General features: G+C 70.0%; 28 protein-coding genes, 3 pseudogenes and 1 riboswitch. Of the genes and pseudogenes, 13 read left to right on the top strand and 18 right to left on the bottom strand.

The genetic code is table 11. From position 1 onward, the window contains the following. Positions 1 to 7: 7 nt before the first annotated feature. From ACWEFL_RS21445 to crcB (ACWEFL_RS21420), 6 genes are all read right to left on the bottom strand, one after another. Entirely contained in the window at positions 8 to 262 is a 255-nt protein-coding gene (locus tag ACWEFL_RS21445; RefSeq protein ID WP_451714894.1) for a hypothetical protein, read from the bottom strand. Between the two features lie 19 nt (positions 263 to 281). Beyond that, positions 282 to 665, bottom strand: a complete 384-nt coding sequence (locus ACWEFL_RS21440; protein WP_451714891.1) for a hypothetical protein — start codon at positions 663 to 665, stop codon at positions 282 to 284. After that, entirely contained in the window at positions 662 to 2,158 is a 1,497-nt protein-coding gene (locus tag ACWEFL_RS21435) for an APC family permease (RefSeq protein ID WP_451714888.1), read from the bottom strand. The genes ACWEFL_RS21440 and ACWEFL_RS21435 overlap by 4 nt, the downstream gene beginning before the upstream one ends. A gap of 434 nt (positions 2,159 to 2,592) precedes the next feature. Continuing rightward, a complete protein-coding gene (crcB, locus tag ACWEFL_RS21430) occupies positions 2,593 to 2,967 on the bottom strand; it encodes a fluoride efflux transporter CrcB (RefSeq protein WP_451714885.1) in 375 nt (124 codons plus the stop codon). After that, a complete protein-coding gene (locus ACWEFL_RS21425; protein ID WP_451714883.1) occupies positions 2,964 to 3,317 on the bottom strand; it encodes a DUF190 domain-containing protein in 354 nt (117 codons plus the stop codon). The genes crcB (ACWEFL_RS21430) and ACWEFL_RS21425 overlap by 4 nt, the downstream gene beginning before the upstream one ends. Next, the gene (gene crcB, locus ACWEFL_RS21420; RefSeq protein WP_451714880.1) at positions 3,314 to 3,799 is read right to left on the bottom strand and encodes a fluoride efflux transporter CrcB; all 486 of its coding nucleotides are present in this window, start codon (positions 3,797 to 3,799) and stop codon (positions 3,314 to 3,316) included. The genes ACWEFL_RS21425 and crcB (ACWEFL_RS21420) overlap by 4 nt, the downstream gene beginning before the upstream one ends. A 210-nt stretch (positions 3,800 to 4,009) precedes the next feature. Then, a riboswitch (Fluoride riboswitch) is annotated at positions 4,010 to 4,075 on the top strand. Between the two features lie 32 nt (positions 4,076 to 4,107). On the opposite strand from crcB (ACWEFL_RS21420), the gene ACWEFL_RS21415 reads away from it, so the two are divergent. The 5 genes and pseudogenes from ACWEFL_RS21415 to ACWEFL_RS21395 form a co-directional block, all read left to right on the top strand. Beyond that, entirely contained in the window at positions 4,108 to 4,593 is a 486-nt protein-coding gene (locus ACWEFL_RS21415) for an inorganic diphosphatase (RefSeq protein ID WP_451714877.1), read from the top strand. Positions 4,594 to 4,824: 231 nt separating this feature from the next. Continuing rightward, complete coding sequence (locus ACWEFL_RS21410) at positions 4,825 to 5,364, top strand: SixA phosphatase family protein (RefSeq protein WP_451714875.1); 540 nt, start codon at positions 4,825 to 4,827, stop codon at positions 5,362 to 5,364. A gap of 348 nt (positions 5,365 to 5,712) precedes the next feature. Further along, positions 5,713 to 6,683: pseudogene (gene eno, locus ACWEFL_RS21405) on the top strand (phosphopyruvate hydratase); the annotation flags it as partial. Between the two features lie 262 nt (positions 6,684 to 6,945). After that, positions 6,946 to 7,797 carry a tyrosine-protein phosphatase gene (locus tag ACWEFL_RS21400; protein WP_451714872.1) on the top strand — a complete coding sequence of 284 codons (852 nt, stop codon included), beginning with the start codon at positions 6,946 to 6,948 and terminating at the stop codon, positions 7,795 to 7,797. A 147-nt stretch (positions 7,798 to 7,944) separates the two neighbouring features. Continuing rightward, a pseudogene (locus ACWEFL_RS21395) lies at positions 7,945 to 8,108 on the top strand (4-hydroxy-2-oxovalerate aldolase); the annotation flags it as partial. A 90-nt stretch (positions 8,109 to 8,198) separates the two neighbouring features. On the opposite strand, the gene ACWEFL_RS21390 reads toward ACWEFL_RS21395, so the two are convergent. The 3 genes from ACWEFL_RS21390 to ACWEFL_RS21380 all read right to left on the bottom strand — a co-directional run bounded on the left by ACWEFL_RS21390 (position 8,199) and on the right by ACWEFL_RS21380 (position 10,939). Continuing rightward, positions 8,199 to 8,819, bottom strand: a complete 621-nt coding sequence (locus ACWEFL_RS21390; RefSeq protein WP_451714869.1) for a hypothetical protein — start codon at positions 8,817 to 8,819, stop codon at positions 8,199 to 8,201. A 237-nt stretch (positions 8,820 to 9,056) separates the two neighbouring features. After that, the gene (locus tag ACWEFL_RS21385; protein WP_451714868.1) at positions 9,057 to 9,914 is read right to left on the bottom strand and encodes a helix-turn-helix transcriptional regulator; all 858 of its coding nucleotides are present in this window, start codon (positions 9,912 to 9,914) and stop codon (positions 9,057 to 9,059) included. 119 nt (positions 9,915 to 10,033) lie between these two features. Then, positions 10,034 to 10,939: an aldo/keto reductase gene (locus ACWEFL_RS21380; protein ID WP_451714867.1), complete on the bottom strand. Its 906-nt coding sequence runs from the start codon at positions 10,937 to 10,939 to the stop codon at positions 10,034 to 10,036. 184 nt (positions 10,940 to 11,123) lie between these two features. On the opposite strand from ACWEFL_RS21380, the gene ACWEFL_RS21375 reads away from it, so the two are divergent. The 4 genes from ACWEFL_RS21375 to ACWEFL_RS21360 all read left to right on the top strand — a co-directional run bounded on the left by ACWEFL_RS21375 (position 11,124) and on the right by ACWEFL_RS21360 (position 15,677). Continuing rightward, positions 11,124 to 11,459: a hypothetical protein gene (locus ACWEFL_RS21375; protein ID WP_451714864.1), complete on the top strand. Its 336-nt coding sequence runs from the start codon at positions 11,124 to 11,126 to the stop codon at positions 11,457 to 11,459. A gap of 46 nt (positions 11,460 to 11,505) precedes the next feature. Then, positions 11,506 to 13,893 carry a hypothetical protein gene (locus tag ACWEFL_RS21370; protein WP_451714862.1) on the top strand — a complete coding sequence of 796 codons (2,388 nt, stop codon included), beginning with the start codon at positions 11,506 to 11,508 and terminating at the stop codon, positions 13,891 to 13,893. A 174-nt stretch (positions 13,894 to 14,067) separates the two neighbouring features. Further along, positions 14,068 to 14,451: a YciI family protein gene (locus ACWEFL_RS21365; protein WP_451714859.1), complete on the top strand. Its 384-nt coding sequence runs from the start codon at positions 14,068 to 14,070 to the stop codon at positions 14,449 to 14,451. A 2-nt stretch (positions 14,452 to 14,453) separates the two neighbouring features. After that, complete coding sequence (locus ACWEFL_RS21360; RefSeq protein ID WP_451714857.1) at positions 14,454 to 15,677, top strand: RNA polymerase sigma factor; 1,224 nt, start codon at positions 14,454 to 14,456, stop codon at positions 15,675 to 15,677. 55 nt (positions 15,678 to 15,732) lie between these two features. Here the strand turns inward: ACWEFL_RS21360 and ACWEFL_RS21355 are convergent. From ACWEFL_RS21355 to ACWEFL_RS21325, 7 genes and pseudogenes are all read right to left on the bottom strand, one after another. After that, positions 15,733 to 15,993: pseudogene (locus ACWEFL_RS21355) on the bottom strand (NF041680 family putative transposase); the annotation flags it as partial. A gap of 19 nt (positions 15,994 to 16,012) precedes the next feature. Then, on the bottom strand, positions 16,013 to 16,282 hold the full coding sequence (locus tag ACWEFL_RS21350) for a hypothetical protein (RefSeq protein ID WP_451714855.1): 270 nt from the start codon (positions 16,280 to 16,282) through the stop codon (positions 16,013 to 16,015). 384 nt (positions 16,283 to 16,666) lie between these two features. Continuing rightward, positions 16,667 to 17,392, bottom strand: coding sequence for a nucleoside hydrolase (locus tag ACWEFL_RS21345; protein WP_451714853.1), 726 nt, complete (start codon positions 17,390 to 17,392; stop codon positions 16,667 to 16,669). A gap of 17 nt (positions 17,393 to 17,409) precedes the next feature. Beyond that, positions 17,410 to 18,351 carry an MBL fold metallo-hydrolase gene (locus ACWEFL_RS21340; protein ID WP_451714850.1) on the bottom strand — a complete coding sequence of 314 codons (942 nt, stop codon included), beginning with the start codon at positions 18,349 to 18,351 and terminating at the stop codon, positions 17,410 to 17,412. An 80-nt stretch (positions 18,352 to 18,431) separates the two neighbouring features. Next, positions 18,432 to 18,920, bottom strand: coding sequence for a hypothetical protein (locus tag ACWEFL_RS21335; protein ID WP_451714848.1), 489 nt, complete (start codon positions 18,918 to 18,920; stop codon positions 18,432 to 18,434). Then, on the bottom strand, positions 18,914 to 19,399 hold the full coding sequence (locus ACWEFL_RS21330; RefSeq protein ID WP_451714845.1) for a VOC family protein: 486 nt from the start codon (positions 19,397 to 19,399) through the stop codon (positions 18,914 to 18,916). The genes ACWEFL_RS21335 and ACWEFL_RS21330 overlap by 7 nt, the downstream gene beginning before the upstream one ends. Before the next feature lie 304 nt (positions 19,400 to 19,703). Next, the gene (locus tag ACWEFL_RS21325; RefSeq protein WP_451714937.1) at positions 19,704 to 20,063 is read right to left on the bottom strand and encodes a MerR family transcriptional regulator; all 360 of its coding nucleotides are present in this window, start codon (positions 20,061 to 20,063) and stop codon (positions 19,704 to 19,706) included. A 117-nt stretch (positions 20,064 to 20,180) separates the two neighbouring features. Between ACWEFL_RS21325 and ACWEFL_RS21320 the strand changes: the two genes are divergently transcribed. Further along, on the top strand, positions 20,181 to 21,254 hold the full coding sequence (locus ACWEFL_RS21320; protein ID WP_451714842.1) for an alkene reductase: 1,074 nt from the start codon (positions 20,181 to 20,183) through the stop codon (positions 21,252 to 21,254). 79 nt (positions 21,255 to 21,333) lie between these two features. Here the strand turns inward: ACWEFL_RS21320 and ACWEFL_RS21315 are convergent, their stop codons facing one another. Beyond that, positions 21,334 to 22,485, bottom strand: a complete 1,152-nt coding sequence (locus ACWEFL_RS21315; protein ID WP_451714934.1) for an NAD(P)/FAD-dependent oxidoreductase — start codon at positions 22,483 to 22,485, stop codon at positions 21,334 to 21,336. Positions 22,486 to 22,692: 207 nt separating this feature from the next. On the opposite strand from ACWEFL_RS21315, the gene ACWEFL_RS21310 reads away from it, so the two are divergent. Further along, complete coding sequence (locus ACWEFL_RS21310) at positions 22,693 to 23,088, top strand: YidB family protein (RefSeq protein WP_451714840.1); 396 nt, start codon at positions 22,693 to 22,695, stop codon at positions 23,086 to 23,088. A 271-nt stretch (positions 23,089 to 23,359) separates the two neighbouring features. Beyond that, a complete protein-coding gene (locus ACWEFL_RS21305) occupies positions 23,360 to 23,641 on the top strand; it encodes a metal-sensitive transcriptional regulator (protein WP_451714838.1) in 282 nt (93 codons plus the stop codon). Between the two features lie 184 nt (positions 23,642 to 23,825). Here the strand turns inward: ACWEFL_RS21305 and ACWEFL_RS21300 are convergent, their stop codons facing one another. Then, complete coding sequence (locus ACWEFL_RS21300; protein ID WP_451714835.1) at positions 23,826 to 24,623, bottom strand: helix-turn-helix domain-containing protein; 798 nt, start codon at positions 24,621 to 24,623, stop codon at positions 23,826 to 23,828. 386 nt (positions 24,624 to 25,009) lie between these two features. On the opposite strand from ACWEFL_RS21300, the gene ACWEFL_RS21295 reads away from it, so the two are divergent. Next, a complete protein-coding gene (locus tag ACWEFL_RS21295) occupies positions 25,010 to 26,515 on the top strand; it encodes an ABC transporter substrate-binding protein (RefSeq protein WP_451714832.1) in 1,506 nt (501 codons plus the stop codon). Positions 26,516 to 26,570: the final 55 nt, after the last annotated feature.

Genomic DNA, 26,570 nt, shown 5'->3' with positions numbered 1-26,570 from the left:
CGACTGTTCAGGTCAGCACGTCGGGGCGGTCGTGGTGGCCGGTGACGTCGAGGTCGTGCTTGTGGCCGCACGTCTCGCCGGGCCGGCGTCGACCATCACCGGGGCCGGCCTCCGGGTAGGGCCGACCCGCCGGACACCGTCCGGTCCGACGGGACCGGATCCGCCGGTTCGCGGCCTGTTCGACGTAGTCGACCGCCGCCTGGGCGTCGGCGTCGAGGTCGCGCACATGCGGGGGCTGCTGCACGATGCGGATACGGGTCATGACGGGTCGTCCTTCCGGGTCAGCCGAAGATCGCGCGTGCCGCGACCCAGGTCCAGCCGATGGCGAAGGCTATGAAGCACGCGTACTCGATCACCAGCAGCACCCGTGACCGGCTGGTGAAGTCGGGCCACCAGGCGAGTGCCCCGGTGGAGATCGCGGTGTAGTAGCCGCTCACCAGGAGTACGACAGCGGTCGGGGTGTCGACGACGCCGAGGGCGTCGGCGGCGACGAAGACGGTGCCGATGATCAGCGCGTCGACGTGTCCCTGCCGCAGGCGCGGCCATTCTTTGATCCCGGCCCAGCCTCTGGGCTTGGCCATCGACACGTAGAGCAGCAGGCCCGACCAGCCGCCGATGGCGAGGAGCACCAGGCCGCCGGCGCCGAGGATGCCGATGTCGTTCACGTGCGTGTTCCTTCGAGAGAGGTGCCGGCGGCGCCTGGTTCGAGCGCGGGTCGACGGTCGGGGCGGGCGATGAACAGGTAGGCGGCGGCGAGCAGGGCGATCAGGCCGAAGACCCATGTCACGGCCCAGACCTGCCAGGCCGACGCCTCGGGCGGGGCCAGGATCCTGCGAGGCCAGGCGATGTTGACGGTCTCGAAGACCAGCCAGACGAAGGCGATCGCGTTGACGACGGTGCCCGCCCGACCCAGCCGCATGGTTCCGGCCGGGCGCCAGCGGCCGGTCAGCCGGGCGAACAGCGCGGTGGCGACGACCAGGAGGAAGGTGATGTACAGGCCGCCGGTGCCGAAGGTGAGCATGACGCCGATGGCGCCGTCGTTCAGGCCGAGGAGCAGTCCGACGCACGCGGCCGCACTCGCGAGGACCATCGCCGCCAGCGGCACCCGGGTGCGGGTGGTCACCACGGCCAGCACGCGCGAGCCGGGCAGCATGTTGTCGCGGGCGAGCCCGAAGGCGACCCGGCCCAGATATGCCTGCATGGACACCAGACACGCGAGGAAGGTGATCACCACGACGGCCAGGAACGGCTTCTCGGACCACGACCCGAAGGAGCCGATGACCGTGTGGGTGACCGGATCCGGGTTCTCGCCGCTGACGAGCGCGCCCAGGTCCTCGGTGGCCAGGGTGACCGAGACGGCGACCAGCATCACCGCGGCGCCCACGACGGCGGTGGCCGCGGTGATCGCCCGTGGCACCTTGCTGCTCGCGCCCCGGGTCTCCTCGGCCACCGAGGCGCTCGCGTCGAAGCCCACGAAGGCCCAGCCGCACACGGCCAGCGTGGCCAGGAAGGCGGAGACGGTGGAGCCTTCCGAGGACGTGACCACCGCGCCGAGGGTGTCGAAGAAGACCGAGAAGTCCTGGACACGGAAGAAGAGGATGAGCGTCGCCCCGATCACCACGGAGCCGAGGATCTCGGCGACGATGCCCGCGTTGACCACGGTTCGCATGATCTTCACGCCGGAGCTGTTGATCACAAGCGCGAGGCCGATCAGGGCGACCGACAGCAGGTACCGCTGGACGCCGTGCGGCTCGGAGCCGGTGAACAGCAGGCCGACCCATGGTGCGGCCAGGTAGGCCACGGTGGTCAGCGCGGCCGTCACCGCGCACAGGTAGACGACGCCGGTGAACCACGCGAGCCGCGGGCCGATCAGCCGGCGCACCCACTGGTACGGGCCGCCCGCGACGGGGAGCTCGGACGCGAGCTCGGCGTAGACCACGGCCACGTGCAACTGGGCCACCAACGACAGGAGCAGCATCCAGATCCACGCCGGGCCGGTGAGGAACGAGCCCAGCGAGAAGATCGCGTACAGAGCCACCACCGGCGCGACGGTGGCCACGCCGATGGAGAACGTGGAGAAGATCCCGAGCCCCCGACGCAGCTCCTGCCGGTATCCGAGCCCCTCCAGCTGGGCGTCGTCCGGTTGTCTAGCGCTCATTCCTGAACTCCCTATCGATCGATAGGGGAAACTATCGATCGATAGGCTGGGCTTGTCAACGGTCGGCGACCGACGTATTCCCACCACGCCCCACAGCGAGCGCACGCCGGCCGTCGGGGGTGTGCCGAGTGCCGCACACGCCCGATTCCGTATCCGCATCGGCCGATCGCGGCTCTGTTGACGAGCCGTGGAACCAGAAGCCGTTGTCTTTCCGGACATGGTTGTGGCCGTGAGCGGTGCGGTGGTGGACTCGTTGACTGTCGGCAGGCCACCGAGGCACTGGGCCTTGAGGCGGTTCCGGCAAAGGCGGGGGTTGTGGGCCAGGAGGCCGACGGCGTCGAAGGACTACCGTCGCGGCCGGCTGCCCGCGCTGCCGTTGCGGGTGACGCACATCCGTGTGGCGGGCGTGAGTGCCGAGCAGGGGTGTGCGGGTCTCAGCCCCAGATCGCCTGGGCGAACGCGGCCCCGGTGAAGGCCGCTCCGAGACCGGCGATGAGGCTGGCGACCGCGTTGGCCGCGGCGAAGAAGCGGGCCCCCTCCTGCGCGAGCCGCAAGGTCTCATAGGACAGGGTGGAGTACGTGGTCAGTGCCCCGCACAGTCCCGTGCCGGCCAGGAGCTGGACGTTGGAGGAGATCCCGCCAGCGGCGATCGCGCCGGTGATCAGGCCGAGCGTGAGGCAGCCGACCACGTTGACGGTGAAGGTGCCCCACGGGAAGACGGTGTCGTGCCTGGACTGCACGGTACGGTCCGTCAGGTAGCGCAGTGGTGCTCCGACGACGGCGCCGGCGATGACGAGCAGCCAGTTCACGCGCACTCCTTCGTATCGCGGCCGGCGTAGCGGATGACTTCGCAGTCGTCGAGGAGCACCAGGCCCTGGCCGACCAGTTGGTCCAGTTCGGGCAGGAAGGCGCGTACACGGTCTTCGGTGTCGACGATGATGACTGCCACGGGCAGGTCCTCGCTCAGCGACAGGATCCGGCTGGTGTGGATCAGGGAGGTCGCCCCGAAGCCTTCGATGCCCCGGAACACGCTGGCGCCGGCGAGGCCCGCCTTGTGTGCCCGGTGCACGATTTCGGAGAAGAGGGGTTTGCGGTGCCAGGTGTCGTTCTCGCCGATGAAGATCGTCACTCGCAGGGCTCGGCCGGTCAGTCGTGTCATGACTGCCTCCACTCGATCACACGGCGGGTGAGGTTCGCCGTCGTCCACACGGCCGTGAGTGCCGCGAGCATGGTGGCCGCCAGGTAGATCAGGCCGGTGGCGGCTCGGCCGCCGTCGACCAGGCGCTGGATGTCCACCGCGTAGGTGGAGAACGTGGTGAAGCCGCCCAGGACCCCGGTACCGAAGAAGGGCCGCACCAGCCGGTGTGCCGCCCACACATCGGTGATGACCACCATGAACACGCCGATGATGCCGCAGCCGATCACGTTCACCCAGAACGTGGTCCACGGGAAGGCACCTGCCGCAGTGGGCCACAGCAGCGCCGCTCCGTAGCGGGCGCACGCGCCGACGACACCGCCGACCGCTATGGCTGCGATGATCGGCCACCGCCCGCGCCGCGGCTCACGGCGCGGCGCGGGCGGGCGCGGTTCGACGCCGGGGCCGGTGGGTTCATCGAGTACGGGGGATCGGGCCTCTCCCACGTGGTTCTCCTACTCGCACGACGCCACGACAAGCTTTGGGCGCACTCCATTGCAAGCAGGGACCGTTGGCGGCGACAGTGCCGCGGTTGGGTACGGCGGGCCCCACCGCCGTGCGGCCGCTCACGCCGCCGCAGACACCCAGACTAGCGCGAGGAACGCGCCGCATCACCTGGAGCCTGCTTGAGGTGAACGCGGCAGCGCGGGACACTGAAGGGGTACGGCGATGAGGCTCGCCGCAACCGCACCCCGACGGGTGCTGATGGCCTCTACGTGATGCAGGAGACACGCGCAGCACGGAGGTGGCACCCATGCCCAGGATCGCTGTCTCGGTCGACGCCACCGTCGCCAGCACCATCAAGCGGGACGACGCCGAGCCCGTGGTGGACGCGCCGCCGGCGCACGGGGAAGGCGGCTGGCCGGTGGGCCACGGATACGTCGTGGACACCCTCGGTGACGACGGTCGCCCGGTGGAGGCCCTGGTCCTGATGCGCGAGCCCGCCGTCCCCCGTGGCCAGGCCGCTGCCTGGCCGATCGCCGTCCTCCACCTCGCCGCGCGGGGCCGCACCATGGACGAGGTGCTGTGCGTGGCCGAGGCCGCGCCGTTCACCGACCTGGTGGACCTTCCCGACCTGCCCCGCTGGCACGCCCAGCCGGAAGCATGGGCCCAGGCCCTGGCCCGGCTCACCCCGGACAGCGCCTACCGGATCGCCGGACTCGGACCGGCCGCAGAGGCGGACGAACTGCTGGGCACCGCCCGGCACGCCTTCCTCCAGCTCACCGGGTGCCTGGAATGAACGCCACCGCATGCGCCCGGGCGTCGTGACCACGCCGCACGTCGGGGACGGACGGACCCCCGCCCCCACGGACCTTCCCGACGGGCACGGCGGGATGCTGATCGTGCACATCCATCTGGCGCGGTCGGCCCTGAACGGCACCCGCGTGCGGGTGCCTGCTCGCAGCGGACGTGCCGCAGCGCGCGCTCGAAGCTCATGGTGCGGCTGACACCACCACACAGAGGCGGTCATATGTCCGTACAACCACTGCGTCTGATCGTGCTGCGCCACGCCAAGGCCGCCTGGCCCGACGGGGTCAGCGACCCGGAACGGCCGCTGGCCCCGCGGGGACGCAGGGATGCCCCGGCTGCGGGGCGCCGGCTGCGCGAGGCGGGCTGGATCCCCGACCTCGTCATCTGCTCACCGGCCCGCCGCACCCGTGAAACCTGGGAACTCGTCGCCCCGGAACTGGGAGCAGCGCCTGCGGTGATCTACGACGTACGGGCGTATGACGCCGACGGATCCCAGCTGCTCACCGTCCTGCGGGACGTGCCCTCCCAGTGCCGCACACTGCTGCTGATCGGACACAGCCCCGGCGTCCAGGACCTCACGCTGGCACTCACCCGTGACGCAGCAGCCGACGGTGATCTCATCCGGGCACGTGACAAGTTCCCCACGTCCGCGATCGCTGTGCTCGAGCTGCCCGGCCCCTGGCGGAGCCTGACCCCTGCCGGCTGCCTTCTTGTCGCCTTCGCCGTACCGCGCAGCCGCAACGAACGCGGCAGCCCGTAACCCCTGTCGGATGTGGTGCGCACTGTGGTGCTCGGCCGGTCCCTTCACAGTGCGGATCTGCTGCTCGGGCGGGTGGACCGGGGCTGATGGGTGCACCGCACCCGGCTGCTGGACGAGCGTCGGTACGGGTTGCTAGCCGGCGGCCGCGGCAGGCGCCAGGTCCGTCTGGAGGCCGGCGAGCGGTACGGGGAGCGGCGGCGGTCTCTGCGCTGCGGCCTCGTCCATGCCCTGCGCCGTCATCCGAGGGGCGGTGCGCTATCCCGCTCCTCGGGCGGGCTCCGGCGGATGCCGGAGCGGTCGCCGCCGAAGCCCGCCGGTGTACCGGCCGTTCGAAGGAGGCTGGCCCTCGTGCTGTGTATCGCCTGGCTGCATGCCACCGAGATCCTCGACTCCCGTGCCCGCCCCACGCTCGCCGTCACGTTGGAGACGGACCGGGGCCTGCGGGTGCGGGCGGGGGTGCCCGCCGGGGCGTCGACCGGTTCCCGTGAAGCGGTGGAGCTGCGGGACGGGGACCCGGACCGCTACGGCGGACAGGGCGTGAGGCGGGCGGCCGGGAACGTGAACGGGGAGATCGCCGACGCGCTGGTAGGGCGGGACTTCGCGTCGCTCGCGGAGGTGGACGCGGTGCTGATCGATCTGGACGGTACTTCGGGCAAGTCCCGCCTGGGGCCAACGCGGTCTTCGGCGTCTCGCTCGCCACCGCCCGCGCGGAGGCGGCCCAGGACGGCCGGCGGCTGTGGCGGCACATCGCCACTCTCACCCACGCGTCCCCGCTGCTGCCGGTGCCGCACTTCAACGTCGTCAACGGCGGCGCGCACGCGGCCAACCGCCTCGACTTCCAGGAATTCATGATCGCTCCGCTCGGCGCGCGCGGTCTTCCCGAGGCGGTCCGCGCGGGGGCCGAGGTCTACGGGCGTCTCAAGGCCCGGCTCGCCTCTGGCGGCCACACGGTCGGTCTGGGCGACGAGGGTGGATTCGCTCCCGCCCTCGAGAGGCCCGAGGAAGTGCTGGAGGAACTGGTGGCCGCCATCGCGGACGCCGGCTACACCCCCGGACGCGAGGGTGTGGCGATCGCGCTCGATCCGGCGGCGAACGGGTTTTGCACCGGGGACGGGCACTACCGGGTCACGGACAGGAGGCTGACGTCCGATCAGCTCGTCGACCGCTATGAGGAGATCACCGAACGCTTCCCCGTGTGGTCGATCGAGGACGGTCTGGCCGAGGACGACTGGGACGGCTGGGCACGGCTGACCGCGCGGCTGGGAGACCGGGTCCAGCTGACGGGCGACGACATCTTCGTCACCGATCCCCTGACCATCGCCGGGCGCAGGCCGCCGGGCAGTGCGGGGAGCTGATTGACGAACCGGGGCCCGCTGGGCAGCGGTCGACGCCGACGGCGAAGCCCGTGCAAGGCCATGTTCGAAGGCCGGCGCCGTCCACGGCTCCGGTTCATGTGCCGGGGTGCGGTGAGACCCGGAACGCCAGCCGTCTTCCCGTTCATGGGCCCCACGTGTCTCACGCCTCCCACATGGCACTTTGCTGGTATTTTCAGCCGAAAAGTTCGATTAGTGAGAGGTGTGCATGGCCACGGCCGAGCGGGAGTCCAAGCCGGGGCGGCGGATCGACATTCCGTCAGTACCGAATCTGCGGGACATCGGCGGGTACGCGACGGCGGATGGCGGGCGCATCCGCACCGGGCAGCTGTACCGGTCGGTCGAACTCAATCATTTCCAGGGCGAGGATCTCGACCGGTTCGCGGAGCTGGGGATCCGCGTCGTGTTCGATCTGCGGACCGAGGCGGAGCGCATAGCCGAGCCCGATGTCGTCCCCAGCGGCACCGAGCAGATCGTCTGCGACGTGCTGAAGGACTCCCAGGGCGCCGCGCCTGCCCAGCTTCTGCGGGTGCTGTCAGATCCGGCGCTGGCCGCGGAGACACTCGGCGGGGGCCGGGCGGTTCAGCTGTTCGAGAGCGGCTACCGCGAGATCGTGAGCCTGCCCAGCGCCCTGAGCGCCTACCGGGCCTTCTTCCGCGCGATCGCCCAGGACGCGCACCGGCCGGCGCTGTTCCACTGCACGACGGGCAAGGACCGCACCGGGTGGGCCGCGGCGGCGACACTTCTGCTGCTCGGGGTATCCCAAGAGGACGTGCTGTACGACTACCAACTGACCAACCGCGACCTGCTGCCCGCCCTGAAGCCGGTATTCGAGCAATTCCGCGCAGCCGGCGGCGACCCGCGGCTGCTGGAACCCGTGCTCGGCGTCGACTCCAGGTATCTGCACGCAGCCCTGGACGAGATGAGCCGGAAGTTCGGCTCGATCGAGTCCTACTTCACCGACGGCCTGGGCATCGGCCCGCAGGACCAGCAGCGACTGCGCGCCGCTCTCGTCGAGCAGCCGCACGGCAAGGGGGAGGCAACACGACGAGTGACCTGACCTGACCTGACCGCCATCGACGTCCTGATCAAGCCCGACCAGGCCACCCTGGAACACGCACGACGCTACAACGCCCGCATGCCCACAAGCCTCCCCGACGCGCTCGCCGTCGACAGGGCGCAGGAGCCCCTTCGCTCCTGCGCCCCGTCCGCTTTTCTGCGCCACGCGGAGGCGGCGGCCGAGCGGCATGGGCTGGACACCCGCGCGCCATCCTCGTCGAGATCGGCCGCCGCGGCATGGTCGGCGGCAAGGAGGACATGATCACGGACGTGGCCCTGGACCTCGCCGCCGAGGCCCGGAGCCGCGTATGAGCCCGGCCCCGGGACCGCTCATGGGTCCGGCCCGGGGCGGTCCGGCTCGCATGCGGACCGGGTGGCGACTCACGCCGACCGGGTGCCGGGTCATGCGGACCAGGTGACGAAGAGAAGGGCGAGGAGTTCATCGTCCTCGCCCCTGGCCTCAAAACCGTTGTAGGTCTCATCCCACACGGGGAACGACAGCATGTTCGCACCGGTTGCCGGATCAACGATCTCGTTGATCCGGTTGTCCCTCCTGGCGAGAGCCGATTCGGGCAGGATCTCCCGCTCCGCCCGGGCGATCGCCTCGTGTCTGTCCTCCCCGTGGTGGGGAAGCGACATGCGGCACGCGTGACTGCTCCACAGACACGCATAGCCCTCCAGGTCGGTACCCCTGTCGCCGTAACCCTCGTCCCAGCTCGCGGTGATCAGACACTCAGGGCCCGCCACGGGTATCAAGAACATGTATGCGGCGAACTGCACCGCGTCGTCCGCGCCGTCACCACCCGACCGAACCAGTCCCACGTAGACCGGATACCTCCCGTCCGGCACCCCATGGGTGATGACCCCGCCGCCCTCGCGACCGGGTGTCGCCAGGCCCACCTCCCCGCCCACCACCACCAGGTCATCCACCCGGTCGATGAGCCGGGGGACGGCCCCGTGCATCGCTTCGAGTTCGAGGTCGGTCCACGCCTTCTCGATGAACCTCGGTGCGAACCCGTCCATGTCCATATCCGTATGCACGTCCATCACTTCTGGGGAGCCGGCTGGATTACGCGCCCGCAGACTATCCCCGGGCACCGACAGCCGAGGCGGTACCCGCGGCGCTGTGGACGATCCGTTCCGGGCACCGGCCGGGTCAGCCGCCCCGCCTGGCTGGGTGGCGCCCGCCGCCGGGCGCGGCATCGTGTCGAGGAGCCTGCTGCTCGACGCCGCCGAGTGGGTCCGCTGACGCCCCCGGGCTCATGCGTTCCGCTCCCGCGTGGCAGCCCACTCCGCCAGCGTCCGCAGGGCGTCCTCGGAGGCGGAGCCGGCCTCCGCGGTGTAGGCCAGGAGCACGAGACCTGGATCCGCGTCGAGGTGCAGGGCCTCGAACGACAGGGTGAGATCGCCGACGGCGGGATGGCGCATCTTCTTGACGCCTGTCCGGTGGAACCGGACATGGTGCGCGGCCCACCTGGACCTGAAGTCCTCGCTTCGTACGGACAGTTCGCCGATGAGGTCGGACAGGACCCGGTCGTAGGGGCTGCCCCCGGCCGCGGAGCGCAGGATCGCCACGGTGTCGTCGGCGGTCGTCTCCCAGTCCGCGTAGAAGTCCTTGCTGCGGGGGTCGAGGAAGGCGAAGCGCGCCAGGTTCGCCGGCTGCCCGGAACCGCTGAGGGCACTCGCGTACAGCGCGCGCCCGAGCCTGTTGGCAGCCAGTACGTCCAGTCGGGCGTTCAGGATGCCGGCAGGGGCCTCCGCCATGGCGTCCAGCAGGCGCAGCAGGCCGGGGCGGACGCCCCGGGAGTTCTCGCGGCGTCGCTTGGCGGGGGCGGCGTTCGAGGCCCGTGCCAGGTCATGGAGGTGCGCATGCTCGGCTTCGTCGAACTGGAGGACTTGTGCCACCGCGTTGAGAACGTTCTCCGACACCCCTCGGAGGTTGCCGCGCTCAAGGCGGTTGTAGTAGTCGACGCTCACGCCTGCCAGCAGTGCGACCTCTTCGCGACGCAGTCCCGTCACACGGCGCCGCCCACCGTAGGCGGGAAGGCCCGCGTTCTCCGGGGTGATCCTGCCGCGGCGGGATGTCAGGAAGTCGCGTATCTCGTCTCGCAGACTCATACGCCGAGGTTAGTGCGGACGCGGCCGGGACAGGGAGGTACCGGCATTACACCGAAACCCCAGGTGCAGCCTCGCCGAGGGGTGCTGCCACGGGCGACCGCACCCCCTCAAAGCGCCTGTCACGCCTCCGGAATCGGCATGCCGAAGGTCTCCAGGGTGAAGACATCCGGGGCGGGGCCGTTGCGGACGCCCGTGTCGAGGGCGTCGAGCGCCACCAGTTCGTCGGCGCTGAGCGCGATGTCGAAGACATCGAAGTTCTCGGCGATACGCTCGGGCCTGACGGACTTGGGTATCGCCGACCGTCCCCGCCGCAGGTGCCAGGCGAGCATCACCTGCGCGGCGGTCCTGCCGTGTGCTTCGGCGACATCGAGGATCACCGGCTCGGTGAGCGTGCTCGTGCGGTTCTCGGGACTCCAGCCGAAGGTGTCCGGGTAGAAGGTGACGCCGCCGATGGGCGACCACGCCTGGGTGAGGATGCCGTGCTCGGCGTTCTTCTGCCGGACCTCGCGCTGGGTGAAGTACGGATGCAGTTCGACCTGGTTGACGGCGGGTACGGTCCCGGTGTGCTCAAGGAGCATCCTGACCTGGTCGGCGGTGAAGTTCGCCACGCCGATCGAGCGGACCCGGCCGTCGGCCAGAAGCTTCTCCAGCGCCCGGTAGGAGGCGACGGTCTTGTCGAACGCCGAGGGCAGCGGCTGGTGCAGGAGCAGCAGGTCGATCCGGTCGACGCCCAGCTTCCCGGCGCTCTTGCCGAACGCCCGGAGGGTCTGCTCGTAGCCGTAGTCGCTGATCCAGACCTTGGTCTCGATGAACACCTCGGACCGGTCGACGCCGGAACGGCGGATGCCCTCTTTGACCTCGCGCTCGTTGAAGTACACGGCCGCGGTGTCGATGTGGCGGTAACCGGTGGCGAGCGCGGTCTCCACCGCCGCGGCGGTCTCCTCCGGCGAACTCTGGAACACACCGAACCCGAGCGCTGGCATCGTGACACCGTTGTTGAGGGTGAGCAGGGGCGCGGCAGCCATATCGGTACCTGTCCTTCGATCTCGGAATCGGGCCCTCGGGACAATGGGGAGTGCCCGTACATCCAGTAGGCCCCGCGCCCCCGCACCGCGGAAGGTCGGCTCTATCCAGGTACTGCCAGTCCACCCCATGCGGTCAGCGCACGACCCTGGCCTCAGAACGACGCGGACGGAGGAGCGGACACAGATGAACGTGAGCGATCCCCATATCCACGTGGAGCAGAAGGTGGTGCGGGCCGGCTCCGATGTCCGCAACCTGATCGCGTCGACGTTGGACCGCGTGCCCGACGCACCGAGTGTCGTCACCACCGGTTGCGGACACCAGGTGCCCTACGCGATGACCTCTGCCCGTCCGGAAAGTGTCACATGCCTCGCCTGCCGGGAGCATGCTCACCGGGAGTATCTGCGCTTCGCCGACCAGGTCGAGCGCCTGAGCCTGATGCCCGGTGCGACCATCACCGGTGACCAGGCGGCCACGGCCGTGGCAGGGCTGCGGGACCTCGCGCAGAGGTTCTCCACCTGAGGAGCTGTGAACGCATGGGCTCGCCGTGTTGGTTCAAGCTGCGGTTGTGAGGGGGCGAACGGCCCGGCGGATACTCGCGGCAGAGTTCATCGCCGCCACCGGCGGCGACATGCACGCCTTCGGCAGCCCCGACCGCCCGGCCGACTTGGCCGACCTGGCCCCCAGACCACGCGCTCGTAACTGTTCGCTGGGGCAGAATGTGCTCATGATGCGTCGGGGGCGGGCCGGGGCGGTCTCGGCAGTGGTGCTAAGCGTTGTGGTGTGCTCAGTCGCGCTGTGGTGGACGGTGGAGACCCTGCCGACGACGAAGGGGCAGAAGCCCGACGCCGCGGGGGTGCTGGCCCTCCTGCCCAGCCTGGTGGGTGTGGTCCTCGGGGGATGGGGAGCGTGGGCGGGCATCCGCGCCCTGCAGGCGCAGCGCACGGCCTTGGTGATGGCGGAGGAGTTCGCCAGGCGCGTGGCGGAGGTGGAGGGCGTGCAGTGCGGGCAGTTGCTGGGCAGTGGGCGGGCGGCGCCGGACGGGCGGATCGATCTCGCTTTCACGGCCACGGCCAACGGGGTGAGCGGTTCGCGCCCCGACGGAACGCTGGAGGGGATCGCAGACTTCTACCGGGGCCTGCGGCCTGGGCGAATGGTCATCACCGGTGCACCTTCCGACGACCGGGACGGGCGGCCTGCCGATGACGCGGGAACGGGCAAGACCGTGCTCGCTCTGTACCTGATCCTGGGCTTGGCCAAGGAACGTTCCCCGCGGGATCCGGTGCCGGTACGGCTGACCGCGGCGTCCTGGCCCGGCAGCGACATACGTGTCTGGTTACGGACACACCTGACCGACGTCTACCGACTTCCCCGCCGCGAAGCCGCCCGCCTGGTGGAAGCCGATCTCGTCCTGCCGGTCATCGACGGTCTGGACGAAATGGACCCTGGCACGGCCCCCGGCTACCGTTCACGCGCCGCCGCCCTCCTCCGCCGCATCCAGGAGTTCGAGCACGGTGGCACACACTGCCCGGTCGTCGTGACCTGTCGCCACGCCCACTACCAGGCCCTGGTGGAAGCAGAGGCGCAACCCCGGACCGTGGCACACATCGCCGTGGCCCGCGTCGACGCTTCTCGCGCTCACAGCTACCTGTCGCAACGCGTCGCCGGCACGGAGCGGGGCCAGGCCCGCTGGCAGCCGGTCCTCTCCGCCCTGGACACGGTGGCGACGGCTCCGGCCGGCACCGCGCCGACGGAACACGCGCTGCTGGCGGAGGCGCTGGACACGCCCTGGCGACTGACCCTGGCCGCCACCGTCTTCCAGGAGCGCGATGCCGACGGACGGTATCTGCGCGACCCCGCCGATCTCCTCAGGCGGGCTACCGGTGGGCATCTCTACGAGTACCTTCTGGATCACTACATCGGTGCCGCCGCATCCGCACGCCACCGGGAGTCGGACGACACTTCCCGGCCGCCGGCCACCGGCATCCCTCGGCGACTGGACGCCGACGCCACCTGGCGCCGCCTGGCATTCCTCGCTGACTACCTCAATGCCAACAGCGACTCCGGAGACGGCTCGCCCCGCCGCGTCGCAGGGCGCACGCTGAGCAGCACCGACCTGGTCCTCCACGAGCTATGGCCCCTGGGCGGGAAACGTCGGACACGCCGGACCGAACGCGTGCTGGCCGTGGCAGCGCCGCTTCCTCTGAGCATTCCTCCCGGGTTGTTGGGCGGCGGGGTCTTCGGCACGACAGCGCTGTACGCGTTCTTCCTCTGTTTCGCAGTGCTCTACCGCCCGGCATGGCCGAAGCCCCGGCGGATCGACCTCGGCCGTCTTCGCACCCCTGCCGGCCGACGCGCTCTCACGCTGAGTTCCATGGTCGGATTCGTGATCGGTTTCCTGATCTTCTCCGGCCTGTTCCACGCGACGAGCAGGCCCGGTGACCAGGACGTGCTCCAAGGCAGCCTTGTGTTCGGCCTGGCTTTCGGACTCGCGATCGGGCTTCCGCTCGGTCTCGCACGCGGCCTTATGGTCAAGCAGGAGCATACGGGGGTCGTTCCGCGTCACCTCATCCGCATGGACCTCACTGCCGCAGTCGTGTTCGGACCCGTTGTAGCGGCCGGGGCCATGCTCTTGTCCGGGCTCGTACGCCTGCTCGCGTTCGACGCCATCTACGGTCCGGATGCGTGGGAGTTCGACTTGCTGGCGATGTTCTGCATCGGGTTGGTGTTCGGGGGCTTCATCTTCAGTATCCCTGTCGCGGGCGGCTCGGCAGCCCTGCGGTATTTCGCACTCCTCCTGCACACGCGCAGGAAGCTGCCGTGGCGGCTGGGGCGCTTCCTCGACGACTGCTACGAAGTCGGCATCCTGCGCGTGTCCGGGACGGCGTGGCAGTTCCGCCATCGTGAACTCCAGGACCACCTCGCCACCCGCCCCACGCCACCACCCCGCTCATGAAGGAGCGTTCCGTCCCCGGCAGTGACCGTTCCCAGTACTGGTGGGTGCCGAGGGAGGCTGTGTCGTCGGCGTGTGGCGTTTCATTTTCTTCTGAGGGGGTGTCGATTTGCGGGAAGGCCGTTCGTAGGAAGGGTGAGAGGTGGGAAGTGGCTGCCCATGACGAGGAGTATCACCATGACGCGTTACCTGTTGTCCGTCCACAGCGCCGCGGGCGAGGCGCGGGCACCGATGAGCGACGAGGAGATGCAGGAGTTCCGCCGGCGGCTCGATGCCCTGGAGGGGGAGATGGAGTCGGCCGGTGCCTGGGTCTTCTCCGGCCGTCTGCACGACCCCGACACCGCCACCGTGGTGCGCGCCTCCGGTGGTGAGGTGCTGACCACCGACGGCCCCTTCGCGGAGACGAAGGAGCATCTGGGCGGCTTCTACATCATCGAGGCCGAGGACCTCGATGCCGCGCTCGCGTGGGGAGCGAAGGTCACCGCCTGCATCGAGGCGCCGATCGAGGTCCGTCCGTTCGCGGCGTTCGCGGACAAGCCCCAGCCGGCCTCCGGAGCCTGACTTTGCCGGCCGTCGATCAGGCCGTGGTCGGTCGGATCTTCCACGAGGAGTCCGGCCGGGCGGTGGCCACACTGATCCGTGTCTTCGGCGACATCGACGTCGCCGAAGACGCGGTACAGGAGGCGTTCGCCACCGCTCTGCGCAAGTGGCCGGGTGACGGCCTGCCGCCGAACCCGGGCGGGTGGATCACGACGACCGCTCGCAACGCCGCCATCGACCGCCTGCGCCGCGCGGTGCGGGAGCGAGAACTGTTCGGCGAGGTGGCGGCGCTCTCGTCCGCTCACGACGATCCCGGCGTGCCGGAAGAGGAGGAGTCTGTGCGGGACGACCGTCTGCGTCTCCTCTTCACCTGCTGCCATCCGGCCCTGTCCACCGAGACACAGATCGCGCTCACGCTCCGGCTGCTCGGCGGCCTGTCGACTGCCGAGGTCGCCGACGCCTTCCTGGTGGCCGAGGCGACGATGGCGCAGCGTCTCGTACGGGCCAAGCGCAAGATCAAGGCGGCTCGCATTCCCTACCGTGTGCCAGAGGAACACCAACTGCCCGACCGGCTGCGTCCGGTGCTGGCCGTTGTCTACCTCATCTACAACGCCGGGCTGACCGAGCCGTCCGGCCCGGCCGAGCGGGGCCTGTGTGCGGAGGCGATCCGGCTGGCACGGCTTCTGGCGACCCTCATGCCGGATGAACCGGAAGTGGCCGGTCTCCTGGCGCTGCTGCTCCTGACCGAGTCCCGGCGTCCCTCGCGGATGCGGCCCGACGGCTCCCTCGTCCTCCTCGGCGAGCAGGACCGCAGCCGATGGGACCGGTCCCTGATCGAGGAGGGCCAGGCCATCGTCCGTCGCTGCCTGCGCCGCAACCAACCCGGCGCCTACCAGCTCCAGGCCGCCGTCAGCGCCGTACACGCGGACGCCCCGACGGCCGCGCAGACCGACTGGCCGCAGATCGTCGCCCTGTACGACCAGTTGCTCGCCCTGACTCCCACACCCGTCGTGGCACTGAACCGCGCAGTCGCCGTCGGTGAGGTGCGGGGCCCCTCGGCTGCCCTGGCCTTGGTGGATGCATTGGACCTGGACACCTACTACCCGTTCCACGCCACCCGGGCAGATCTGCTGCGTCGGCTGGGCCGGGGCGAAGAGGCCAGGGCCGCCTACGAGCGGGCAGCCGCCCTGGCGCCAACCGACGCGGAGCGGTACTTCCTCGGGCTCGGAGGCCGAGCCGCAGGTTAGGCGTACCGTCGGTCGCGGCCACAGCAGCGGGTCCCGCTGAAGTTCGGCTTTTTGTTCAACCGGCGCGCCCGTAGTGCTCTTCGAGTGACTCGGCGCGCTTGACGGTTTTGCCCACCCCATGACGGGGTGCGGTCGTGCGGTTCTTCGAGCCGTTGGGGCGCCCGGGGCCGGGACGGGAGGGTTTGGGTGCGCTGGCCGGACGGGCCGTCTTCGCTCGGAGGTGGCGAAACGCCCGCCGGACTCGGGCCGGGGTCAACCGGTGTGGTGGCAGGGGCTTTTCCCAGGGGGGGCGGAGATCCTCGGCCAGCGGGCGGGCGGGCGAGACGGAGTCGGGCTCAGGGTCCCGGCGCCGGCTCGCCCTTCTTGTCTGCATAGGTGGCCCATAGCCTGTCGAAGATGGGGCGCACCATCCGCTGCTGCTCGGTGGTCAGGCTGACATCTTCCTCCGCCAGCCGGTCGAGGAGCTCCTGCCAGACCAGTTCGGCATCGTCGAAGGGCATGTCCTCGTCGTACTTCCAGGTGTCGAAGGACAGGTCGATTCCTTCGAACCAGCCTTCCTCGCCCTCACCATCGGTCCACGGGTACATCGGGAGTGCTGTCGTCATGAGCGGAATGTACTGTGCCGCGCTGACAACACGGGTGATCACCAGCACACAGGTGGGGCGGCGTCGTTTTGGCGCGTGCGCCCGGCAGTGGCCGCTGCCACTGCCGGGTGCGTGGCACGGGAGGTGGGGACACGGGGTCCCGTGTGGGGGGCGTGCGGCATTTCAGCCGGTCAGGCTGAGCCCCGGCCGGCGCCTGGTGAAGGCGTCGGTCGGTGATGGTGTCGGTGATGGCGGTGTCGACGCGGTCGGGTGCGCCCGAAGGCTGGTGATCCGGATCCGGCCGTACGAGCTGTGCGCATCGGAGCGTTCACACGACGTTCCGGTGCGCGATATCCGGCCGGACCGCATCGGCTGTGTGGGGGCGCGGCGCCGGATTCCGGGCGGTTACCGGCCCTCGGCGGCCGTCGGGGCGGTGCCGTGGAGGGCGCCGATGCTACTGGTGACAAGGCCCGGGTCCATGACGATTCCCATCAACAGCCCGCAGCGCAGCGCGCATTCGCGTACCCCGAGGATCGATTCGTAGGCATCGAGATAGAACGGAACGAGCCGGGTCAGATGTGCGACGGCGGGATGTGCCGAGGTGGCGAGGCCGTTCAGGTCGTCCTGGGTGAGGCGGACATCCATGGTGACGTCGAGGGGGAGGATCGTCAGGGGCACGGCATGGGCGAGGACGATGCGGAGGGCCTCGGGATCACCGTCGAGATTCGCTTCGGCGACCGGTGACGTGTTCCCGGAGACGCTGACGGCACCGCCCATCCAGACCACGTTCCGTACGAGTTTCATGGTCTCGGGTTCGAGAAGACAGGCCAGGGCCACGTTGGTGAGCCGGCCCATGGCCACGATGGTGACCTCGGAGGGGTTCGGCGCCACCGTTTCGAGGATCCGCTGCACCGCGTGGCCGGGGACCGGCCGCGTCCGCAGGGCGGGGGCGGGCAGTGAGCCTCGCCCTTCGCGCCCGTGGACAACGAGGAACTCGCCGAACTCATGGTCGGGCGCAGCGTGCAGCTGACCGTCTCCAAGGAACACCGCGTCCACGGCACGATCGCCCTGCACATCGAGAATCTGACCCTTCCCGGCCCGCCCGGCGATGGTGACGACGGCGGCGGGCATGGCGGCTTCGTCGGGGCTCAGGCGAAACAGGTGAGAGGGCGGCCGCCGTTGTAGGCGACCATGTCGGCGAGTGCGGCGGCGACGTCGATACGACGGCCGAGCGGGCCGTCCGCCAACTCGGCGTAGGCGCGGTGCAGGTTGCCGACGATGCGCTCCGGATCGAGCAGCTCGCCGTATCCGCCCAGGTCGAGTTCGCGGGCGGTCTCCAGCGGGGTGAGCCCAGCGGCGGCCCCGTCGCGGGCTGCGTTCTGCACGAACCGCAGATAGCCGAGGACGTCGTCGACGAGCCCGGGCCCGGCGACATCGCCGTGTCCGGGGACGACGGTCGTCGCGCCCAGCGGCTTCACGACCTCCTCCAGGACTTGGACGGCACCCGCCACCGAACCCTGGACGAGGAAGGGAGTCCCGCCGTTGAACAGCAGATCGCCGGCGAAGAGGAGCCGCTGCTCCGGCAGCCAGACGACGGAGTCGTTCGTCGTGTGGGCGGGGACGCCGACATGGCGTACCTCGGCGCGCAGTTCGTCGGACCACAGGGTCACCGAGTCGGTGAAGGTGAGGAAGGGCGGTTCGAGGACGACCTCGCCCCAGTCGACCTCGGTCCAGTAAGGCGCCGACCTGGGCTCGCCCCAGTCGAGGACGCCCTCCCGGGTGGCCTCGTGTCCCACGATCGTGGCGCCGCGGAAGAGGTGGTTGCCGAAGGTGTGGTCGCCGTGGTGGTGGGTGTTGACCAGCGTCCGCACCGGTTTCGGGGTGACGGTGGCGATGGCGTCCAGATAGGCGCGGGTGCGCCGGACCGTGGCGCAGGAGTCCACGCTGATCACCCCGCGCCGTCCGACGAGGAACCCGGTGTTGTTGATCCACCAGCTGCCGTCGGGTTGTAGATAGGCGAACACACCGTCGCCGATCTCTTCGAGCCTGGGCGGGGCGAGGGCGGGGACATCGTGGTGGACCGTGCTCACTGCGGCTCCTCTCGGATTTCTCTGGGATTCCCTGTCGGATTTCCTGTCGGACGGGGAATGGCTTCGGCTCCGCGACGCCGTCAGAACGGGGCCGGGATCCACAGCCCCTTGTCGGGGTCGTTGAATGTCGCCGGGATCATCGCGACGGTGATCAGCCCGCCGGTGCCCCACTGGTCGGCGGCCTCGGGGGATGCCTCGAAACGCCGTGGCACCCATGCCGCGCCTCGTGGATCTTCTCCAACTCGATCGTGTACTCCATGACGTTGCCGTTGGGGCGAGGAAGTACGTGAAGGTGTTGTCGCCGGCACCGTGCCGACCGGGCCCCAGAGCGGCTTGTTGCCTTGCCGGATCAGCCGACCGAGGCCCCGCATGTACTCGTCGACGCCGCGCATCTCGAAGGAGACGTGGTTGAGCGCGACGTGCGGCTCCGAGCTGATGGCCAGGATGTGGTGGTCGATCCGGGTCCGCAGGAAGCGCATATGCTCCTCCAGCCAGTCGGAGAGCCTGAATCCCAGGTGCTGTTCGTAGAACGCCTTGGTGGCGAGGATGTCGACACTGTTGATTACCACGTGGCTGAGCCGCTGCGGAACCGACTCGCGGGGCTCCAGCAGTGTGCGGCGCGCTGTTCGACGTAGCAGGACACCTCCAGGAGGCGGCCTTCCGGGTCGGAGAACCGGAAGCCGTAGCCCCCGCCGGGTGTGTCCGGCCGGCCGGGTTCCCGGTCGAGGCGGACGCCGTCGGCGATGAGGTGCTCGGCCAGGGCGTCGACGGAGTCGGCGGTCTCGGAGCCGAAGGCGATCAGGTCCAGGCGCTTCTCCGTGGCGCGGCGCACCCGCAGGCTGTACTGCTCGGTGCTGCCCTCGGCCGCGAAGAAGGCGACGGCAGCCCGCTGTGCGACAGTACCGCGCTGCTCGCCGAACCGCGGGCCGTCGGCACACGACCGCTTGCCGGTTGAGAAGCCGCGTTCGCCTGCGTGGCCAGGCCCACGCGGCGGGGTGCCAAAGCTCGGTGCCTGTAGCCGGTCGAGTGGGGGCAGGCGCTCCCGCATACCGCGTCCGCGACGCCGCGGTCGCCGTGGACCGCCCGGACGGCATCGCCGTATCGGTCATCCGCCGCGTCGCCAGGTGACGTCGCGCAGCCCGTCGGCCCGGCACGTCCTGAGATCAGTCATCCGGCTGCCCTCCGGGTGCCGCGCCGCGCACCGGTCATCTGACCGAACTCCCCTCGGGCCAGGGACTTCTGCCCCTGATCGACGCGGGGCCGCCGACGGCACCGGTGCTGACCCGCATCATTCGACAGAGGCCCCGGTATCGAATGAAGTCGTTCCGGAGGAGGGCCGGCGTCGCCCCTGTTCAGAGCTGTTCACGGTGGGCGCGGGCGATGGCCACCAGCCCGTCGAGGGCGTCCCTGGTCCGGATGAGGTCGGTGATGTGGGCGGAGAGCCGGTCGCGTTCCAGGGCCATCCGTTCCAGAGCGGAGTGGGAGTTCTCCTCGCTGGGCGCGTCGACGCAGGGCAGCAGTTCGGCGATGGTCCGGCTGGACAGGCCCGCGGCGTACAGGCGCTGGATGAGGGTGACCCGCTCGACCTCGCCGTGGGTGTAGTGCCGCTGCCCGCCGGGGCTGCGGGTGCTGGACAGCAGGCCCTGCTCCTCGTAGTAGCGCAAGGACCGGACACTGACTCCGGCCTGCGCGGCGAGTTCCCCGATCCGCACTGCGACCTCCCCGGTGTGGCCTGCGTCACGGGCACTTGCCTCTGACATTGATGTGAGGTTCTAGCGTAGCCGTCGTGCCCGAGCGGCGGGCGCACCGGACTCCGGAGGATCCTCGACATGGCGCACCTTTTCACGGGCTACCGGCTCGGCGGCCTGACACTGCCCAACCGACTGGTCATGGCCCCGATGACGCGAATCCGGGCCGCCGCCGGGGGCCTGGCGACGCCGTCCATGGCGGCGTACTACGCGCAGCGGGCCACCGCCGGTCTGATCGTGAGCGAGGGGGTGCAGCCGAGCGCGATCGGGCAGTCCAACCCGGGCACGCCGGGGTTGCACACCGACGAGCAGGTCGAGGCATGGCGTCCGGTGACGGAGGCGGTCCACACCAACGGCGGCCGGATCTTCGCGCAGCTCATGCACGGCGGCCGGGTCTCGCATTCCGACACCACCGGAGTGCGGCCGGTCGGCCCGTCGGCCGTCCCCGCCGTCGGCGAGGTGTTCACCCCGACGGGGCCGCAGCCGGCTCCCACGCCGCGCGCACTGGCCACCGCCGAGGTTCCCGAGCACGCGCGGTCCTACGCCCGGGCCGCGCGCCGCGCCGTCGACGCGGGCTTCGACGGTGTGGAGCTGCACGGCGCCAACGGCTACCTGATCTCGCAGTTCCTGTCGTCCAACGCCAACGTCCGCACGGACCGCTACGGAGGTACGGTCGCCAACCGGATCAGGTTCGCCGTCGAGGCCGTCGCCGCCACCGTCGAGGCCGTCGGCGGGGACAGGACGGGTATCCGGCTATCGCCGGGCGGGACGTTCTGGGGAGTCGAGGAGAGCGACGTCCCGGAGCTCTACACCGCGCTGCTGACCGAACTGGCCCCGCTCGGACCGGCCTACGTACACCTTGAGGCGACCGCGGACGAGGGCGTGCTCGTCGCCCTGCGCCGGGCCTGGCCGGGCACGCTGATCATGAACCCCGTGTATCCGATGGGGCCGAAGCAGACCGGCCGGGACGACGCCGATCACTGGCTCGGCCTGGGCGCCGATCTCATCGGCTTCGGCCGGGCCTTCATCGCCAACCCCGATCTGGTCGAGCGGCTGCGGGCCGGTCTTCCGCTCGCCCCCGTCGACGAGGCCACCTACTACCAGGGCGGCGACGCGGGCTACTTGACCTACCCGGCGTACCAGTACGCGGCCTGACGGCGGGGCGCGGCGAACGAGCGGCGGCGGCACCTCGAGGAGGTCGCTTCGCGCCGCTCCTCCGGCTCTCGCGAACCCTTCAGGACGGACCGCCGGGAGGGAACACCGTGTCGAGCCCGTGGCGGCGGACTCCGAGGACTCGTTCGCAGTTCGCGGCCTCCGCGGCCGCGCTGAAGGCGTCGGCGAACCGGGCCGCGTCACGGCGGACGGCCACCGCGGCATCGGTGTCGGCGGCGACCAGATCGGCGTTGATCGCCGCCGCGGCGCGTGCTCCCGAGGCCACGGCGGCGGGGACCGCGGCCATGAGGTCGGTGACGTTGCCGGCGGCCCACACCCCGGCGACCCCGGTGAATCCGTTCTCGTCCGACTCCACATGGCTCCCCATGCCCGAGGGGTGGTCCACCACCGTCAGACCGAGGCCCGAGAGGATGGCGGCACGGGCCTCGAACCGTGGAGCGACCGCCAGAGCCCGCACCGGCACGCGCCGACCGGAAGCCAGCACCACGGCGAAGCGCCGGTCGTCGGCCGGATCGAGAGCGGCGACCTCACCGTCGACCACGCTGATTCCGCGCGCGGCCAGCCGCTCCCACTGCTCCTCGTCCGGATCGGGCGCGGTGTGCAGGAACAGGGTCACCTCCGGCGACAGTTGGCGGAACATCATCGCCTGGTGCACAGCCTCCGGCCCCTGGGCGAGCACTCCGATCGGCTCGTCGCGCACCTCCCAGCCGTGGCAGTACGGGCAGTGCAGCACGTCCCGCCCCCATCGTTCGCTCAGTCCGGGGATGTCGGGGAGCCGGTCGACCAGCCCTGTGGTCACCAGCAGCCGCCGTGCCCGGTGGCGTCGGCCGGCGGCGGTGTCGACCAGGAGACCCTGGCCGTCACGGCGGACGCCGACAGCCCGGTCCGAGACGATCCGCCCGCCGTAGCCGATGACCTCCTCGGCGCCCGCGGACAAGAGCCGGTGCGGTTCGACGCCATCGCGGGACAAGAACCCGTGGACCCCGGAAGCGGGAGCGTTGCGAGGCTCTCCGGAGTCGACGACCAGCACTGAACGCCGGGAACGAGCCAGCACCAGCGCACCGGAAAGCCCCGCGACGCCGCCGCCGACGATCAGCACGTCGACGTCGACGTCGACATCCGCATCCACGCCTGCGCGCGTGCTCACTTCGCTGCCGCCGTCGCCATTGCCGTCGCTGTTGTCGTCGGCACCGGCGTCGGTCCTGTCTGCCATCTCAGTCATGAGGGCATCGTGCGGACACGACTCCACGGCGGCAAGCATATTTGCTGAAACCGCAAGCAGCCTCCCTCGCCGAACGGACCCCACCCGCTCGCCGCCCGCCGCACCCTGCCCGGAGTCGTCTCGTTGTCCCGGTGCGACGACGTCGCCGCCGCCCGGTCTCCGGGCGGTGACATCACGAGTGCGAGAGAAGGGCACACCATGGCGGGAAACGATCTCGGGAGTCTGCTCGGGGGGCTGCTCGGCGGAGAGGGGAGCGGCGAAGCGGGCAATCTGCTGGGCGCACTGCTCGGAGCCCTCGGCAGCGGCGGGGGAGACTCGCTGGAAGGGCTGCTGCAGCAGCTCCAGGAGGGCGGGCTGGGAGCGAAGGCGCGGTCCTGGGTCGCCACCGGCGCGAACGAGTCGGTCAGCGGGGCGGAGGTCGCCCAGGCCCTGCCGATCGCCGCGCTCGACCATGTCGCGCGACAGGCCGGACTGAGCCCGGAGCAGGCCGCGGATCAGCTCGCCACGGCGCTGCCGGAGGCCGTCGACAGACTCACCCCGGAGGGAGAGATCCCGCAGGGGTCGCTTGAGGACCTCATCCGGAAATACTCGTAACCGACCACCGACCACCGACCACCGACCACCGACCACCGACCACCGACCACCGACCAGCGACCACCGGCCACCAACCACCGACGACGGCCGCCGCGAGCCCCCGGTCCGGCTTCCCCGCACGGGATCGGGCCAGGGGCTCCGAAGCGCGTGCGCACCGGCCGAAGCGGGGGCGAATGACAGGCCCGACTCCGTGATTTTCGTCAACCCTTGGGCGAGTACGCCCGGTTAGACTGCCCCCAGGGTCTGTCCGAGCCTCGCCACGAGGAGGGCCATGAACGGTTATGCCGGGAACAAGGATGACTACTTCAAGCGGATGCGCCGCATCGAGGGTCAGGTCCGCGGCATCGCGAGGATGATCGAGAACGACAAGTACTGCATCGACGTGCTCACTCAGGTCTCGGCGGTCACCAGGGCGCTGGAGGCGGTGGCGCTCGGCCTGCTCAGCGAACATCTCAGGCACTGTGTCACCGAGGCCGCCGCGCGCAGCGGCACGGTTCCGGACGAGAAGGTCACCGAGGCCACCGCCGCGGTCGCCCGGCTCGTGAAGTCCTGACCGGGACCGGACCGGGACATCGGCGAGAGGCCGTCCCCCGGCGGTGGGGACGGCCCGTGAACATCATCGCCGAACATCCGCCGACCCGCCGGGTTCCGCACCGCGTGGGCGGCACGCCATCGCCGTGCGACGTCACGCACCCGGACCCGGCGCACCCGGACCCGGCGCGGCCGGGCCGGGAGGGTCAGTCCGCGTGGACGACCACCGAGATGACCCGGACTTCCTCGCCGGTCATATTGCGGTACTGGTGCGGGGTCACGGGGTCGAAGGCCAGGGAGTCCCCGGCCTCCAGCACATAGGTCTCGAATCCCACGTCCGCGTGCAGCGTCCCCTGGAGGACGAGCTGGTACTCCCGTCCGACGTGCCGGATCGGGCAGCGGGTGTCGGTGGACCTGCCGTACGGCGCGTAGACGACTTCGAGGAAGTCGACCCGAGCGTCCTGCTGCGGGGTCAGCCGTTCCCAGCGCACTCCGCTGGCGAGGTCGATGGTGCGGCGGAGGTTCCCGCGCTGCACGATCGTGTCGGTGACCGGCGCCAGGCCGGGGCCGGACGGTGGAGCGCCGCCGTCGGGGTTGGGCGGCGGTACCTCATCGCCGCGGGCGCCGTCGAGCCTCGCGGCCTCGGGGGCCGGCGCTCCGAGGCGCGCGCCGCGGGTCGCGGTGACCGTGGCGGCGGCGAACCCGGGCATCTCGTCCGTACCGCCCCGCGGCGGCGGCGCGACCTGCGGCGCCCTCCGCCCGGCCGACGCGGATGGTTCCTCCGCGTCCGCGACTCCGAAGAGGTAGTCGAGGGAGATGTCCAGAGCGTTGGCGATGCCGTAGATGACACCGGCCGATGGCGCTGTCTGGCCGCGTTCGACCTGGGAGATCAGACTCGCGGAACAGCCCGCGAGTCGACCCAGCTCACGCAGTGACAGCCCTCGCTCGGAGCGGACTCTTCTGAGCCGTGCACCGAGGCCGGGGCTTCCCCCCTCGGGTTTCATCGGGCCTCCCGATCGCTGTGATCCGGTGTGTACGCGCTGGACAACCGTACAGGACTGCACGCCACTGCACATGTATGCACGTCATATTGAACAGTTGTCGGGCTCGGTTGACTACCCACTGGACAGCTGTGCAGAGAAAAAAGGGTGCCTACCCGTATTTACCTGCACTTCTTGGGGGGCAGGGAGACTCTTCTGGAGGACTCTGCGCCTACCCCTTGACAGTGATACTGCACATACGTGCAATATAACGCACGCCACATCTCGTGGATCCCTCAAGCAGTTCAGCAGCCCGTGGAGGTTTTGCTGTGCCAGACAACGGATCGCCCACCCCTCAGGGGAGAGCCCGCAGGTCCCGGTTCCCGCTGTCCCCGAGAACGGGGGGACTGGTGCTCACCATCGCGCTCACCGTCACCCTCGCCGCGTGCTCCAGCGGCGGAAGCGGGACCGACAGCACGTCGTCGAGTCAGAAGAAGTCCGGGAACGGTCCGAGCGGAACGCTGCGCTTCGGCACCAATCAGCAGTTCAAGGACTGGGAGCCCATCACCCACCAGAACAGCACCTTCACCTCGCTGGTGTACGAGTCGCTGCTCAGCGTCGCCCCGGACGGCTTCACCCTCCAGCCGCAACTGGCCACGGAGTGGAAGGAGACGCCGCTGTCGGTCGAGCTCACCCTCCGCTCGGACGTCGTCTTCCACGACGGCACACCCTTCAACGCCGCGGCCGCGGCCAAGAACCTCCAGCGGGTCCAGACCACCCCCAGCCAGTACCGGAACCAGCTCTCCGCCGTGAAGGCGTTCACCGTGGTGGACGACACGCACCTGCGCATCGACCTCAAGGAACCCTCGCCGGGCCTGATCAACAATCTGGCGCGGCTCGGGATGTACATGGTCTCCCCCAAGGCGCTGGACGCGGGCGACTGGAAGACCACGGGCGTGGGCACCGGCCCCTGGAAGTACGACCCGAAGGCGTCCACCAAGGGACTGCGCACGGTCGTCACGGCCTTCGACAAGTACTACGACAAGAAGTCGGTCGGCCCCGCCCGCGTCGAGGTCACCCAGATCAACGACCCCGACAGCCTCTACAACGCGCTGCGCGCCGGACAGCTCGACGTCGTGTGGACCAGCCCGCCGCTCGCCGAGCGCGCGGAGAAGGAGGGCCTGAAGTCCACCTCGTTCCCGTCCGTGCTCTGGCACCTGCAGATGTTCGACACCCAAGGGGTGTTCAAGGACAAGAAGTTCCGCCAGGCCGTGTGTTACGCCATGAACCCGCAGGACTACCTCGACGCGGCGCTCGGCGGCAAGGGCAAGACCCACCTCCAGCGGTTCCCTGAGGGCCAGCCCGGCTACAACGCCTCCCTGAAGGGCTACCCCCACGACCTGGACAAGGCCAAGCAGCTGATGTCCGAGGTGGGCGAGAAGAAGTCGTTCACCCTGATCAGCTATGACACCCAGCGGACCATCGCCGAGCTGTTCCGCAACCAGATGTCGAAGATCGGTGTCGACGTCAAGATCGAACTGCCCAACTTCCCGCAGTTCCTGAGCACCTATCAGAGCGGAAAGTACCCCGCCGCGATCCTCTCCGACGGCTCCCGCTCGGGCGCCTACGACTACTGGACCCGCAAGTTCGCCCCGGAAGCCCCGGGCAACCCGCTGAACGTCACCTACCCCGAGATCGACGCCGCCGTCAAGGAGGGCGTGGACGCCAAGACGCCCGAGGCGCAGGACGCCGCCTGGCAGAAGATGTCGAAGATCGTCAACGACGAGGCGCTGGACTGCGGCTACTTCGACTACTCCGGCTTCTGGGCCTACAACCCCAAGAAGGTCGACAACATCGCCTCCACCACCAATGACGTGGCGGTGTTCCGTTACAAGGAGGCCCGGCCCCAGGGCTGAGCACCCCCCCGCCCCACCGCTGCACACGCAGTCCGATCCGTACACCCCCGGATGG

This window comes from Streptomyces sp. NPDC004838 (assembly GCF_053600955.1).
This window is presented reverse-complemented; position numbering and strand designations above follow the sequence as displayed.

What these genes read in the sequence shown, in the direction of transcription:
- ACWEFL_RS21350 (WP_451714855.1), bottom strand. Translation starts at nt 16,282, where the DNA reads ATGACGACAGCACTCCCGATGTACCCGTGGACCGATGGTGAGGGCGAG.
- ACWEFL_RS21305 (WP_451714838.1), top strand. Translation starts at nt 23,360, where the DNA reads ATGAACGGTTATGCCGGGAACAAGGATGACTACTTCAAGCGGATGCGC.
- ACWEFL_RS21310 (WP_451714840.1), top strand. Translation starts at nt 22,693, where the DNA reads ATGGCGGGAAACGATCTCGGGAGTCTGCTCGGGGGGCTGCTCGGCGGA.
- ACWEFL_RS21320 (WP_451714842.1), top strand. Translation starts at nt 20,181, where the DNA reads ATGGCGCACCTTTTCACGGGCTACCGGCTCGGCGGCCTGACACTGCCC.
- ACWEFL_RS21385 (WP_451714868.1), bottom strand. Translation starts at nt 9,914, where the DNA reads ATGAGTCTGCGAGACGAGATACGCGACTTCCTGACATCCCGCCGCGGC.
- ACWEFL_RS21380 (WP_451714867.1), bottom strand. Translation starts at nt 10,939, where the DNA reads ATGGCTGCCGCGCCCCTGCTCACCCTCAACAACGGTGTCACGATGCCA.
- ACWEFL_RS21435 (WP_451714888.1), bottom strand. Translation starts at nt 2,158, where the DNA reads ATGAGCGCTAGACAACCGGACGACGCCCAGCTGGAGGGGCTCGGATAC.
- ACWEFL_RS21425 (WP_451714883.1), bottom strand. Translation starts at nt 3,317, where the DNA reads ATGACACGACTGACCGGCCGAGCCCTGCGAGTGACGATCTTCATCGGC.
- ACWEFL_RS21400 (WP_451714872.1), top strand. Translation starts at nt 6,946, where the DNA reads ATGGCCACGGCCGAGCGGGAGTCCAAGCCGGGGCGGCGGATCGACATT.
- ACWEFL_RS21330 (WP_451714845.1), bottom strand. Translation starts at nt 19,399, where the DNA reads ATGCGGGAGCGCCTGCCCCCACTCGACCGGCTACAGGCACCGAGCTTT.
- ACWEFL_RS21410 (WP_451714875.1), top strand. Translation starts at nt 4,825, where the DNA reads ATGTCCGTACAACCACTGCGTCTGATCGTGCTGCGCCACGCCAAGGCC.
- ACWEFL_RS21300 (WP_451714835.1), bottom strand. Translation starts at nt 24,623, where the DNA reads ATGAAACCCGAGGGGGGAAGCCCCGGCCTCGGTGCACGGCTCAGAAGA.
- ACWEFL_RS21390 (WP_451714869.1), bottom strand. Translation starts at nt 8,819, where the DNA reads ATGGACGGGTTCGCACCGAGGTTCATCGAGAAGGCGTGGACCGACCTC.
- ACWEFL_RS21445 (WP_451714894.1), bottom strand. Translation starts at nt 262, where the DNA reads ATGACCCGTATCCGCATCGTGCAGCAGCCCCCGCATGTGCGCGACCTC.
- ACWEFL_RS21375 (WP_451714864.1), top strand. Translation starts at nt 11,124, where the DNA reads ATGAACGTGAGCGATCCCCATATCCACGTGGAGCAGAAGGTGGTGCGG.
- ACWEFL_RS21315 (WP_451714934.1), bottom strand. Translation starts at nt 22,485, where the DNA reads ATGGCAGACAGGACCGACGCCGGTGCCGACGACAACAGCGACGGCAAT.
- ACWEFL_RS21345 (WP_451714853.1), bottom strand. Translation starts at nt 17,392, where the DNA reads ATGCCCGCCGCCGTCGTCACCATCGCCGGGCGGGCCGGGAAGGGTCAG.
- ACWEFL_RS21365 (WP_451714859.1), top strand. Translation starts at nt 14,068, where the DNA reads ATGACGCGTTACCTGTTGTCCGTCCACAGCGCCGCGGGCGAGGCGCGG.
- ACWEFL_RS21415 (WP_451714877.1), top strand. Translation starts at nt 4,108, where the DNA reads ATGCCCAGGATCGCTGTCTCGGTCGACGCCACCGTCGCCAGCACCATC.